The sequence below is a fragment of the Winogradskyella psychrotolerans genome (genome assembly GCF_018860545.1).
Classification (GTDB): Bacteria; Bacteroidota; Bacteroidia; order Flavobacteriales; family Flavobacteriaceae; genus Winogradskyella; species Winogradskyella psychrotolerans_A.
Map to the genome: position 1 here is coordinate 123,155 of NZ_JAHKPN010000012.1, position 14,058 is coordinate 137,212.

Sequence of the window (14,058 nt, forward strand, 5' to 3'; positions counted from 1 at the left end):
ATTAATTTTTTTTAAAAATCTACGTCTAACCCAAAAGAGATTGTTCTGTATATAGGAGATCCACCTCTTTGGTATCCGTATTGCGTTGGACTGGTTTTATCTAAAGCTTCTGGATTCCAACCCGTATAACCATCCGCAGTTTTATACATTAAATTTTGACCTGATGCATATACTCTTAATTTAGAAAGCCCTAAATCCGCTACTAAATCCTCTGGGAAACTATACCCAATATTTACATTTCTTAAAGCAATGTAAGATGCGTCTTGTATAACACTGTTTGTAAAATATTTATCTACTAAGAAATCAGTATTGTAACTATCTGGAACCACATCAGAAATCAACGTTCTGTTATTATTATGACTAAATAAGTAGTGGTCACCAATATTTCTTACCTCTGCTCCATGAGATCCTTGGAACATAATTGAAAAATCTAAGTTTCCGATTTTAAAATCATTAGTAAAACTCCAAATTAATTCTGGATATGGATTACCTAAAATAGTTTTATCTTCATCATCTAATACACCATCACCATTCAAATCCTTTACTTGTACTAATCCAAATTGATTACCTACATGTCTATAAGGTCTATCTCTATATTCAATCGGCACTTCGGCTTCTACAACATAACCATAAAAAGAGGATATAGGCTGCCCTTCTTGATTAATCCATTCTGCTGGTCTTGAAGGATCTATACTTGTAATTTGACCATCTGAATCTGCAAAATCAACTAAGGTATTTTCATTAGTTGTCGCGATAATGGTAGACTGCCATGAGAAATTTCTTTTATTTATATTTCTTGTTCTTAACTCAAACTCAAAACCTTCATTTTTTACTTCACCTAAATTAACTAAGGCACTATTAAAACCTGTAGTAGATGACACTGGGTTATTCAATAATAATTGATCACTTGTTCTTTGATACCAATCTACAGAACCTGTAATTCTATTATTTAAAAATCCAAAATCAACACCAGGATTAATCTCAACTAATCGCTCCCATTTTAATTCAGGGTTCGCTAAATTTAAAGGTGAATATCCTGTAGTTATCGTTCCATCTACAACATAAGATGTTAAATCTAATAATGATAAATGTGGATAATAATCTTGTAACACATTATCAGAACTTAGTACAGAGGTACTACCTTGAGCATCTGGATCAACACTTCCTGTATTTAAACGATCATTACCTGTAACACCATAACTTGCACGCAATTTAAGTGTTGAAATAATATTACTATCTCTTAAGAAGTTTTCATCTGCTACATTCCATCCTAACGATGCAGCCGCAAAATTACCGTATTTAAAATCTGATCCGAAAATAGAACTACCATCGCGACGCATACTAAATGATAATAAGTACTTATCATCGTATGCATAGTTTAATCTAGAGATGTACGAAATACCTCTTTTTTGCCATTCCATACCAAATGTTTCTTCGGCAACTATCGTCGTTGCACCTGAAATTTGTTGCACAATATCGTTTTCATAGCCTATACCTTTAATCGTAGAGAAGAAATAATCCCTCGTCTCAATAGAATTACCTAAAGTAACACCCAATTCATGTTTACCAAAAGCTACATCGTAGTTAATAAAATTATCAAAAATATAGTATTGTTCCTTTTGGTTAGTTTCAACCATATAAGCATCAGTAGTTTGTTCTCTAGCCAAAGTACCCATATAATCTGTTCTTTTAGTATCTTGAATAGATCCCGATAAAGTTGTCGTATAAGTTAAACCTTTTGCAATTTTATATTTACCATAAGCACTACCAAACATCTTGAATTTTTTATCCATTCTATTGCGTTCAGTAACTCGAGCATAAGGGTTTTGGTTGGTACTATTACCAATATTAAAAAGCTCTTCGTCATATACACCATCGCCATTAAAATCAAATATTGTAAAATGATTTTGTCTAACGTAATCTCCAACTTCAACAGGAAACGCCACTGGATCTACTAATTGCAATGTATACTCATCATGATAAATAGGCAACCAAGGTTGATGTCTTGCAACGTTATGTACAGATTCTGAAAACCGCACTCTATCCGTATATGAAGGACTCAAATTAACTCCAATAGAGACCTTATCATTTATTTTATTATCAAGCTTTAATCTTGCTCCATATTTTGTATAGTTATCACCTAACAATACACCTTCATCATCAGAATAGTTTAAACTTGCTGAAAACTTTGTGCTTTTATTACCACCTCTAAATGACAGTGCATGACTTGTAATAGTTCCTCCATCAAAAAACACATCTTGCCAAGAACGGTCTGTACCAGTTTGTAATTGCGCTTGTGTATAAATAGAGATTTCACCATTATCCGCCATTTGTTGGTCTGCCCAACTCTGCGTAGTGTAGCCATAAGCATCACTTTTTCTAGCTTCTTTAAAACCTGTATACGTACTGTAAGTAATTCTCGTTTTACCCTCTAAACCAGATTTCATAGTAATCATAATGATACCATTTGAACCTTTTGAACCATAAATTGCAGCAGAAGCAGCATCTTTAAGTATTTCAAACGATTCAACATCATTCATATTTAAAGACCCTAAAAAGTCTGGATCTACAATAACTCCATCAACAACAATTAAGGGAGTAGAATCACCTGCCATGGAACCTACACCACGTATTGTAATAGTAGGTGCAGCACCTGCCTCACCATCGGTTGCTTGAATATTCACACCAGAGACTTGTCCTACTAAAGCATCATCTACCCTAGAAACAGCGATTTGACCTAAATCATCATTTACGACCTTTGATATAGAACCCGTTGTATGACTTTTCTTTTGCGTACCATAACCTATAACTACAATCTCATCTAATACACTTGCGTCCTCAGCTAAACTCACATTAATTGTAGTCTCATCACCAATGGTAACGAGTTGTGTAGCTAAACCTAAATAAGAAAATTGTAAGATATCTCCTTTACTTGCCTGAATTTGATAATTTCCATCAAAATCTGTTGTGGTTCCTTTGGTGGTATTTACAATTATTATATTTACACCAGGGACCGCCATACCATCTGTTGTAGAAACTACTTGACCTTTAATATTTACGACCTCTTGTGCATTTAAAGAGAAGCACATCAGAACAAAAATAATCAAGGTTGATTTGATTTTTAATTTCATAATGAATAGTTAGTTGTTACTTATTTGATTGTTATTTAGTTCATTTTTAAAACCTTAAAGGTAAATTCACACTTTGCAATTTCGGTTTAGACTATTTAAAATTACGCAAAAAAAATTGGTTTACCAATCTGGTTTACCAAATATATGTAAAATTTTGTTAATTACAACGTTTTCGAAGTTATATATGTTAAAAGAGACGCTCTTTATGTTAAAAGCGTAAGCATAAACTTAGAGTAAAGAATTGTGATACTACGCTATACCTCAGCAAGGAATAGCGTAGTAAATGTGTTAGTTATGCTTCTTTATCTCCAAAATAAGAGACTCCGCCTCCAGTTAGAAAATCTTCTCTTACTGGACTAAATGTATCAATTAACTCACCGGCTTCTAAACAAACTGCGCTATGCAATAAATTTGGCTCGATATATACGCCATCACCTGCCTCTACGATTTGCTTAACGCCATCTATTTCGAATTCAAACTTTCCTGAAACACAAAAGGTTGCTTGCGTATGAAAATGTTGATGTGGTGAGCCCAATGCACCTTCTTCAAATTTTACTCTTACCATCATAATTTGGTTATCGTAGCCTAGGAATTTTCTGGACACTCCACCTCCAAGAACTTCCCATTCCATATCCTTTGTGATGATATACTTTTCGCTAAATCTTTTCATAATTTTTAATTTTAATTGGTTATTTAAAATAATAAGAACCAGTCCATTGGTAATTATTATCATTTATATTTAATGAGTGTTTTGATTCTTTTGAAGCGTTTGCATTTACCGTAATAAATAGTTTTGTATTACCGTTAACATTGGTAATTAAAACCGCTGTATAATTTTCTGTATCTAAAACCACTTTTAAATCCACAATACTACTATTAGAATTAAAAGCAGATTCTGTAACAGGACTGTAACTGCCATGTGCTTCTATTGTAGATACAAAAGTTGTGTTAGTAACATTTTTACGCCTCAATAATAAAGCAGCTTCGCGTCGTAAGTTAAAATCCGGGTCGTTGGCGCCAATTCTAGTAAATAATAAATCATCATTGGTATTTGTAACCGTCGTTAGAGAGTAAAACTTACCTTTATTTAACCATGACAACTTAGAGTTCTCACTAGCTGCTTTACCAGTAGCTTCTACATATAGATGCTGGTATCCATTTTTATTACCCAACACTTTTAATGTTTCAGGCGTGTTGTAGTCAAAATTTGTTTGCAAAACTTGACCCATAAAGTAATATGGAAAATCATATTGATTTGCTTTATTGGAAGTAATCTTCATAATATCTAGCATATATGGTTTTTCAAAATCTTCATCTTTAATGATGGCCATTGTACGAAGCATTTCGGTTCCAGGATAGGCATTTTTTTCAATGGCGCTTGCAACTTGTATATTTTCATGCTCTGAAGAAAAATAATTTAAATCTGAATGGTGCAAACTTCCAATCTCATATTTACCTCCAAAATGAGACGTTTCATTTTGAGTTACCGTGTTATGCGCAATTGTTTGTTTTGCCCAAGAATTATTTTCTTTTAAATAATTTCCACCACCTTTTTGCTCAATATTTACAAAACGTGCTAATCCATAATCTTGAATAATTTCTTCTCCATTATCATACAAAGAATAGGACAATTTATCGTAATGTCCATGGCTAGATCCTTGAGCTGCGTACTTAAAAACGAGTTCTAAATCTTCACTTCTTAAGATCCCTACTCCTCCTTGTGTTCCATCCGGCCCATCAGACAAATTAATAGATTTTTTATTAAAAGGTTTTTCTTCACCATTTTTAATTCCAAGAGCTACAGCTAAACCAGAATCATCTAACAGAACTTTATCTTGTAGCTTTGCAATAGATAACAATCCTGGGTCTTGACCTCCATAATGATAAGAAATATCAACTGCTGTTACTAAAGCATTCGTATAATATGACATGCCTTTTTGCCCATCATTGAGTGGGAAAAAGTCACCATCAGCATCAGATAAATTTAAAAGGGCATTAATAGATTTTAATAGCACTCCTTCTTTGTAATCAAAAATCTTTAACTCCGGTTTTACATTGTGTAAACCTTCTGCAAATATTAAAAAAGGATACATCGCATAACGCTGATAATAAGGCCCTTCATTATAATATCCATCAGGTGAAAAAGGCTCTTCTATGTTCGCTAAAAAACCAGCTTTACCATCTTTATTTAAAAACCCACCATCGTCATCTTTAGCGTTTTTATCTAAGTTTACACCTTTAGTACCATACAAAGCACGGTCTATTAGTTCTTGGTCATCCATTACTAAACCAATCATACCCACTGCTGCATTTCCCCAAGTACTGTGATTGTGAACACGTTGATAAAACTGCGGACTATCTACCGAGATATGATCTGCAAATGGTCTAAATAGGTTTGTTTCTAGTTTGTTGCGTTCTTCTTCCGTTAAATAATTATAAATACAATCATAAGCTTGACTTACATATACTAACCAATTTGAATCATTTAAACATTGCCAAAATAATTTTCCTCTAGCATAAGACCTGGTTTTAGGATGCAAAGGCAATGTTTTATACATTTCTTCATATTGCATAAGCATATCTTTTACATACTTGGCGTATTTTTCATCATCTAATATTTGATACAACACACCCGCTTTTTGCATTACAAACCAATTTTGTTTGTGTCTAGAATGCGTATAACCACCAGAATAATCTAGCGGAATTGGAACTTCGATACCTAAAGCAATTTCGGCATCAACTTCTTCTTTTACTTTTTCTAAAGTATTATCAAAAATTGGTATGTTACCTAGTTGGGCTCTAATATCTTTTACCCCTTGTGCTGTGAGAATTAATTTGGGATGCGCTTCATTTGCAGTTGTTTCATTGCCATTATTTGTATCAAATGCGTTTTCTTTCTTACATGAAAACGCACTGACTACAATTGCGACTAAAGCAAATTTAATTATGAAGTTTTTAATTAATTTCATAGTTATGTTTTAAAAATTGTTCCAATATTACTGCTCACCGTTCCTATTTTTTTTAAGAACTAATTCCGGAAGTTTCAAATCACTATTGACGCACTGAATTTCGTTAATGGTATTTTGATTTTTCAACCGTTTAATTACTTTCTGATTTGTTTTCTATCAACAAAATACTAAGTTCAGTAACTCTAAAAGCAACTGTAATAAGCACTAAATTAATGACTGATAAGCAACTAAAAATCACATCGTTTCTCATATTATTAAAATTGGTTTACCAGATTGGTTTACCAAATATATACTTATTACCTATGCCATCAAAGCATAAACATGAAAAAATAGTGAATTTAATATAGAAAAGAGGTAATTTACTTGCAAAAACTAGCGCGTTTTAACAAGAAAAAAGTAAGCTGAAACATACAACTTTTAATTAGCTCGGAGGATAACAAAGCAAAATTTTAGAAGCCATTTTAGATTGAAACGTGATTTCTGGAATGGCTGCCGAAATAAATAGTTCATCACCTTGGGTATATTCATAATCAACGCCATTACAGGTTATAACTCCCTCACCAGAATAAATAACAGCAACATAAAAACAAGCGTTTCCTTTTATAGTAAAATTTCCATCTAAGCTTAATTCATTTAAACCAAAACAATCTGTATGCTTTTTATTGAAAAGTGTTTTTAAAGTGAACGCATCAGAACTGTCTAATACTTCTGGAGTTATTTTCCATGCGTCTAAAGCGTCTTCTAAAGCATAGGTATCATAATGGAAACAGTCTAACATGACATCCTCTCCAACTCCTTGATGAATTAATTCTGGTCCAATTTTTAAACCTGCAGGTGTTGTTTTTTCTACGCGCATCGTATAATCCGTAGGCTCTTGAACTTCCATTAAAAAACAACCAGCACCTATGGCATGTGGCACTCCTCCATAAATCATAAAGGCATCACCAGCTTTTACTTCAATTTTATGCAAGCAATCTAGCATGCCCTCAATGTTTTGAGTTTCAAAGTGCGATTTCCAAATATCTTTGGTCACGTGCTCTTTAAACCCCATATAAACCACAGGTTTTTCGCCATCAATTTCACGTGTATTTAAAACATACCAAGATTCGGTTTTACCAAATTCAGAATTCAATATTGATTTAGCGTATTTTTTATCTGGATGTACTTGAATGGTTAAACGCTCCATGGAATCGAGCATCTTAATAAGAACTCCCGTTGTTCCATATTTTTGCGCGAGTTCTTTCCCTAAATACAATTCCGGATCAGAATTAATTAATTCTTTTAAGGGAAAATTTCCGTCATTAGTCTCTATTACCGAAAGCCCTTCATTTTCAGGCCTGCCATTGCCACGTGCCGTTATTGTAGACATTATCCACTGTTCTGGCATTTGACCATCTACTTCTAGATCTGACTTTTTCCATCTATCAATTAAAGCACCTCCTTCATACGTTCTCCATACTCTATTTGAAAGTTGCCTTAAAGGGATATGTGCATATGCTTGTAAATGTTTGTTCATAATCTTAAAAATAGTTAATAGGTTTAGGGTGTAATATTAATCAAAATACAATAACGCTTTATATCAATTTATTTAAAAAACTCAGTGAAACCTGTAATTGAAATATATAACATAAAGCAATTGAAAACAAACGTTGCGCCTAATGCAATATTCATCCACAGACTGGTTTTATAGGTTTTCATAAGTTCTGATTTGTTTAATAATATAATAAGAAATAAGGTTATTAAGGGCATTACGAATGGACTAAACGCTTGAGAAGCAATTAAAATCCAAACTGGTTTTCCTCCTAAAACGGGAATAATTAAACCCGATAATGCCACTAAAACCACAATGAGCTTAAATAATGGTTTTTTCATGTCACGAGGTTTGCCTGAGTAATCCGCTATTAACCACGGAAATAATAAAAGATTTGGAAAAATGGAAGATAATCCTGCTCCAATAATTCCCAATGTAAATAAGGTTAAAGCAAAATCTCCCGCCCAAGGCCCCAATGCACTCATCATATCCGTAGCGTCATCTACCTTGGTACTGCTAAAATAAAGTGTGCCAGTCGCACTAATCATTATAGCTAGACTAATTAAAAACGTCAGAACCATAGCAGACTTTGCATCTTTATTCTCTTTTTTTAAATCATTAATTCCCCAATTCTCTTCTTGAACCAAAATACTTCGTGAAGCTAATGCTACTCCAGCCATTGTTGTCCCAACTATTCCAGCAATTATTAAACCGGTATGATCTCCCTTAGGTAGTTCTGGAAAAAAATCTAGTATTGATTTTCCAGATTCTTTTAAGACCATAATACTCGTAAAAAGAAATGCAAGGGCCATTAAGCCAACCATAATACTCATTGCTTTAATAAAATTCCCATGTTTACCTGTCCAAAAAAGAGCAATTAATAATGCCGTAAAGAAAACAGCAATTACAGGTTTGTTTAAAAATGAAATAGAGGTTTTTACAGAAATCCATTCCATAGTAACTTCAGCTACTACGCCCATCACTCCTATAACCGAAGACACAATAGAAATACCTAGTGCTGTAATAATAAAAATAGTGATTGGTTTTCCGAATGCCTTTTTAAAATTGAACATTAAGGTATGTCCCGAAACAATTGTTAATTTACTTATAGAGATGAGCAGGAAATACGTAAAAAAACAAGATAACAACAACGCCCAAGCTAAACTTAACCCAAACTTAGCACCAGAAACAACCATAGAGGTTACGCTTCCGGTTCCAACGACATAGCCTATAATGAAAAAAGCTGGCCCAAAATCTTTAAGCTTTTTTTTTTATTTTATCTAAAAAAGAAAGATTCTTTGCCATAATTATTAGCGTTTTAATTTATTCAATTGGAGGTGTTGCTTCTTCTAAAGTTCCTCGTTTAAACCAAACTTCAGCATAGCTTCCGTTAGCATATTGCTTAGCTATATCACCTTCGTAGATTTCGGCACCAGTATTCCAAACGATATTATCTTCCGGTTTCTTTCCATTGGTTTGATTGTATGCACCTTGTTTAAAATATTGTTTTTCACCAGCATACGCATTTTCACGCTCAATTCCATCGCGACCAATAGCTGCGTACAACGTTCTGATTTGTTGCGGAATGTCTTCTTTTGTTGCAAAATCTGATTTCAATAAGTTTTTGGTAAACGTTCTTGTGTCGTGACCATCACTTGTAAACTTAAGGTACATGATGCCTTTATAAACATTAACCTCATAACTGAATTCTTCACCTAATGCTATACCATCCTTAGGTTCTTCTGGATAAGTATTGGGACCTGTACCAATAACAGCAAAATTATCTCCCCAAACCGCATTGGAGTAATCCCATCTTCCGGAATTATCACCTGCTGTATTAATTTCATAATTCCAAAAAACAGAGCCTTTTGTGTGTCCTGGGTATTTTTTATAAAAGATTTTTAGTGGTTCATTTTCATGACCATCATCACTATGAATTTGTCCTACGACCACAGAATACGAAGCAGCCACTCTTGCGTCACCAGACGTAGACACATGTTGCACTTTTAAAGTCCCTGTTAATTTCCCTCCAACCTTTGGTGTCCAGTTCTTTTTTTGACCTAATTCTGTTCTTGTATTGCTAGATGTACGCGACGTAATTCCAGAGTTTGGTGTTTTATACACTATCCAATCCGTATCATTTTCAGTTTCAACATAGAAAAAATTTTCCTTCTCGTAATTGACGAGCTCTTTTATACTTGTGCCGTCTCCTAAAAGAATTTTCCAATCATCCATAAACGGAATAACATCGCTTGGGTATTTTGCTGTTTTTTCATTTACTGAAACTACGCCTTCAACAGGTTCAGAAGGTGTTTCTGCATTGTTTTTACAAGCTACTATGACTAAAAATGATATTAATGTGAGTGCAAACTTCTTCATTATTTATATTTTATATCTGCGTACAAATCTTGAAATTCCTGCCGTACTGAAACATATTCAGTACAAGTAGTAGAAACAACTTTAATACATTAATGTCATGACTAAGTTTTCTTCCGTCTTAATCTGACCCGAATTAACTAAAGTGTTTTCTGATGCCACGTTATTTTTAGCTCCCCATAAAATTGAAACAAACTGAACTGGATTATTTTTAAACGTATTATTGGTAATATTCACATTGACAATACCATTGTGATTTAAAAGTCGCTTGTTTTTCTCTTTAGCTCCACAGTTAGTAAAAGTAGAATTAGTTACCAATAAGTTTCCACCGATAGTAGATTCATCATAGCCACCTCTGTAATAATCTATGACATTTTGTTGTACGTTAGTGAATTGACAGTTGTCTATAGTTAAATATTCAGTGTTATAATCTCCTCTGTCATTTATTTCTTCAGAAAGCTCTATTCCGTTTTCACAATTAGATATTGATGTGTTTTTAAACGTAATTTCTTCAGAAAATGATTGTTTGTAGACTTTTAGAGCATAGTTAAAATTACTGATGTCAGAATCTATAACGTCTAATCCAAAATGGTTAGACATATGCTCTTTTAAACTTGCAAAAGCATATTGAGAATTGGTGCCTTGTAATTTAATATTTTTCAAAGTCAGTTTTCCATAAGGATGCAATTCCAAGGCAGTTGTTTCAGCAGCTCCATTATACAAAATTTCTGAATTTCCGTTAGATTGAATCGTAATGGATTTATTAATAACCAATGATTCTGAAATTTGGAAAACACCATCATTCAATTGTAAAACATCTCCACTTTCAGCGACTTGTAGTTTAGCTGTTAATTCCGCAGCATTGGATACCATATGTGTTTTTGCTTCTTTAGGCTCAACGTCATTAGAATACCAATCAGCTCCATACTTCGTTTTATCTAATATATCTAACGTAACAGTTCCAGAATTTAAAATTGCCCCTATTTGGTTAGACTTGCTTCTAGAATTCCCTAATATATCTTCGGTAATGCTCTCAAAATCAAATCCGCTATAAATCTCAACATCATCAAACCCTGAGATTGGCACAGCGATATCTGATCCTATATCGGTTAATGTTAATTCTTTAGGTGTTAGTCCTTCCCTACTTGTAAATTCTACACCGTTATTATCAATAACATTACTAGCAAACGTTACTCCATCAGCTTTATCGTGTTCAATAATTGGATTGGGATCACCAACAGAATTATAAATAACATTATTTACTACTTCGGTTCTCAATGGTCTTGCAGATCTAATTTCTGAATCTGGCAACACACCTTTTTGATCAATATTTGTACCGACACCAAATTGCCATGGTGAGTTAGAATCTACATAGGTATTGTATGCGACTACAACATCTGTAACTTGGTTATATCTGTTTAGAGGAGATTTAGGAATTCCGTTCATAATCGCTAATGGACTTCTAAAATTCTCACCTTTTAAATTGTAAAACAGATTATTTACAACCCAGTGCCCTGTATTTACAATTCTAATACCTCCATATTGTTTACTTACACCATCTCCAATAAAGTAGTTGCCATCCACAACACTATAGTTTCCATGTCTTGTAACTACTGAACCTTCACTTTTATAAAAGACATTATTTTTAATGACATTATAGTTCGTTTTGCTTGATATGATCTCTACTTCACCATTACATTCCTCAAACAGGTTATTTGCTATAAAGCTATTACCAGGAGACATCGATGAAAAACTACCACCTAATTGAATGGTTTCACCTCTTGCACCTCCTTTTCTTGGTCTTGGCCCAAAATGATTATTAATAATTTTGTGAAAATTTCTAATACTTTGATTTCCTCTTATATCTACCCTAAGTGTTGGCCCACCATTGGTTTTACCTGCTAAGTAAGAATTACTAAATTCATTATGTTTCCCAAAAAGCTGAACCCAATGATCATCTTTATCGCGTTCTTGCTGGTTGTAATCTAGAATCACACAATTAGTGACCTTACAATAGTTGGCAACTTTTTCTTTACTTGTTCTAAATGCTATGACATCTCCCGTAGGCGTATAACCATTTCTAAAATATAAACCTGAAACGATTAAATATTTTCCAGAAATCTCTAAATTAGAAATACCTTCAATAAAGACTTCTCCGGGTGTTTCAGCTCTTAAGGTGATAGGGTTTTCTTCCGTTCCTTCACCAACAAACTTAATTTGCAAATCTTTATAAGTTCCGTTCTTTAGAACAATATCATCTCCAGGTTGTGCATTTTTAATTGCGTCTTCTAATGCTGTTGCATTAGAAATCATCTGACTTGATCCTGACTTCACCGCTGATTTTTCGCCACATGAAATCAACGAAAATACGACGGCAAAAACTAATAGATATTTTTTCATTTATTGATACTTTTAAATTTAAAACGTAATTTTAAGTTCTGAATATTTCACTTAAAAAAAGCAAAATCCTTAACTGGTTAACCAATCTGGTTAACCAAAAATAATATAATTTTTCAGACTACGAAACGTAATTGGGTTAATTCTATATATAATAAGGTTAATATATAAAATAAAATAGGTGTTACACGCAGGTCTACCTAGAAACTATCATGAGGCATATACCGAAATCAAAAAAAAGAGAGGGTTGAGCTATTGAACTAGAATTAGCCATTATTAATCTTGTTATCCTTATTTAAACTCTACTCAAGTGCCCAAATAAACATAAAAAAAGCTGCAAAAACCTATTTAATAGATTATCACAGCTTTACTCAGTACTCAAGGCGGGAATCGAACCCGCACGTCTTGCGACATTGGATTTTGAATCCAACGTGTCTACCAATTCCACCACTTGAGCGATTTCGGATTGCAAAAATATAAAAAATATTTCTGTCAAACTATTAAAATTAGTAGGTTTTATCCTTTTTGTAGTAAAATAATTTTCTAAATTTGAAGTGCATAAAAATACTATCACCACACTAACTAAACAACTGATATCAAATGCCATACGAAATGCCTGAAGCCAAAATTTTCGCCTGTTCACAAAGCACCTACCTTGCAGAAAAAATAGCAGCCACTTACGGAGTTAAACTAGGTAAAGTAATTACATCTACTTATAGCGATGGAGAATTTCAGCCATCATACGAAGAATCTATTAGGGGTAAACGAATTTTTATCATCGGATCAACACATCCTGGCCCAAAAAATTTGATGGAAATGTTATTAATGATAGATGCAGCAAAACGTGCATCGGCAAGACATATTACGGCTGTTATGCCCTATTTTGGTTGGGCACGACAAGATAGAAAAGACAAACCTAGAGTTCCTATTGCTGCAAAATTGGTAGCAAAAATGCTAGAAGCTGCCGGAGCAACACGGATTATTACTATGGATTTACATGCCGATCAAATTCAAGGGTTCTTTGAGAAACCTGTAGATCATCTATTTGCTTCAACTATATTTTTACCCTACTTAAAAAGCTTAAACTTAGATAACCTAACTATAGCGTCTCCTGATATGGGAGGTTCTAAACGTGCTTATGCTTATTCTAAAGCTTTAAAAAGTGATGTTGTAATCTGTTACAAACAACGCGCTAAAGCTAATGTGATCTCACATATGGAATTAATTGGGGACGTTACTGGTAAAAATGTTGTTTTAGTAGATGATATGGTAGATACCGCTGGTACACTAACTAAAGCTGCAGACTTAATGATGGAACGTGGAGCATTAAGTGTAAGAGCCATTTGTACGCATCCTATTTTATCTGGAAATGCTTACGAAAAGCTAGAAAATTCTAAACTTGAAGAATTAATTGTAACCAATTCTATTCCTTTAAAACAAGAAAGTAAAAAAATAAGAGTCTTAAGTTGTTCTGATTTATTTGCAGAAGTTATGTACAATGTACATCACAACGCGTCTATTAGTAATAAATTTGTAATGTAATTTAACCTCGTACTATTTGATTTTTTAAGATTGATTTAAGGGCTACACCCTAATAAAAACGGGTGTTTTAAAAAATAGTCCTCTAATACTAGTATTCTCATATAAAATTTCT

General features: G+C 33.4%; 8 protein-coding genes and 1 tRNA gene. 1 reads left to right on the forward strand and 8 read right to left on the reverse strand.

Annotated elements, in window-relative coordinates; all coding sequences use genetic code 11:
* Nucleotides 1–11: 11 nt before the first annotated feature.
* The 8 genes from KO515_RS06995 to KO515_RS07030 all read right to left on the reverse strand — a co-directional run bounded on the left by KO515_RS06995 (nt 12) and on the right by KO515_RS07030 (nt 12,861).
* The gene (locus KO515_RS06995; protein WP_215935668.1) at nt 12–3,131 is read right to left on the reverse strand and encodes a SusC/RagA family TonB-linked outer membrane protein; all 3,120 of its coding nucleotides are present in this window, start codon (nt 3,129–3,131) and stop codon (nt 12–14) included.
* Nucleotides 3,132–3,423: 292 nt separating this feature from the next.
* The gene (locus KO515_RS07000; RefSeq protein ID WP_178986130.1) at nt 3,424–3,801 is read right to left on the reverse strand and encodes a cupin domain-containing protein; all 378 of its coding nucleotides are present in this window, start codon (nt 3,799–3,801) and stop codon (nt 3,424–3,426) included.
* Nucleotides 3,802–3,820: 19 nt separating this feature from the next.
* On the reverse strand, nt 3,821–6,100 hold the full coding sequence (locus KO515_RS07005; RefSeq protein WP_215935669.1) for an alginate lyase family protein: 2,280 nt from the start codon (nt 6,098–6,100) through the stop codon (nt 3,821–3,823).
* A 421-nt stretch (nt 6,101–6,521) separates the two neighbouring features.
* Nucleotides 6,522–7,616 (reverse strand): type I phosphomannose isomerase catalytic subunit, encoded by a 1,095-nt coding sequence (locus KO515_RS07010; RefSeq protein WP_215935670.1) that lies wholly within the window; start codon nt 7,614–7,616, stop codon nt 6,522–6,524.
* Between the two features lie 68 nt (nt 7,617–7,684).
* Nucleotides 7,685–8,782: an NRAMP family divalent metal transporter gene (locus KO515_RS07015; RefSeq protein WP_252723805.1), complete on the reverse strand. Its 1,098-nt coding sequence runs from the start codon at nt 8,780–8,782 to the stop codon at nt 7,685–7,687.
* 172 nt (nt 8,783–8,954) lie between these two features.
* Entirely contained in the window at nt 8,955–10,010 is a 1,056-nt protein-coding gene (locus KO515_RS07020; RefSeq protein ID WP_215935672.1) for a polysaccharide lyase family 7 protein, read from the reverse strand.
* 81 nt (nt 10,011–10,091) lie between these two features.
* On the reverse strand, nt 10,092–12,407 hold the full coding sequence (locus tag KO515_RS07025) for a chondroitinase-B domain-containing protein (RefSeq protein ID WP_215935673.1): 2,316 nt from the start codon (nt 12,405–12,407) through the stop codon (nt 10,092–10,094).
* 372 nt (nt 12,408–12,779) lie between these two features.
* A tRNA-Leu gene (locus KO515_RS07030) sits at nt 12,780–12,861 on the reverse strand.
* Nucleotides 12,862–13,004: 143 nt separating this feature from the next.
* Here KO515_RS07030 and KO515_RS07035 point away from each other — a divergent pair.
* Complete coding sequence (locus KO515_RS07035; protein ID WP_215935674.1) at nt 13,005–13,946, forward strand: ribose-phosphate pyrophosphokinase; 942 nt, start codon at nt 13,005–13,007, stop codon at nt 13,944–13,946.
* Nucleotides 13,947–14,058 lie beyond the last annotated feature (112 nt).

Bases quoted from the DNA above. Each gene is read 5' to 3' on its own strand.
- KO515_RS06995 (WP_215935668.1), bottom strand. From the start codon at position 3,131: ATGAAATTAAAAATCAAATCAACCTTGATTATTTTTGTTCTGATGTGC.
- KO515_RS07000 (WP_178986130.1), bottom strand. From the start codon at position 3,801: ATGAAAAGATTTAGCGAAAAGTATATCATCACAAAGGATATGGAATGG.
- KO515_RS07010 (WP_215935670.1), bottom strand. From the start codon at position 7,616: ATGAACAAACATTTACAAGCATATGCACATATCCCTTTAAGGCAACTT.
- KO515_RS07020 (WP_215935672.1), bottom strand. From the start codon at position 10,010: ATGAAGAAGTTTGCACTCACATTAATATCATTTTTAGTCATAGTAGCT.
- KO515_RS07035 (WP_215935674.1), top strand. From the start codon at position 13,005: ATGCCATACGAAATGCCTGAAGCCAAAATTTTCGCCTGTTCACAAAGC.
- KO515_RS07005 (WP_215935669.1), bottom strand. From the start codon at position 6,100: ATGAAATTAATTAAAAACTTCATAATTAAATTTGCTTTAGTCGCAATT.
- KO515_RS07025 (WP_215935673.1), bottom strand. From the start codon at position 12,407: ATGAAAAAATATCTATTAGTTTTTGCCGTCGTATTTTCGTTGATTTCA.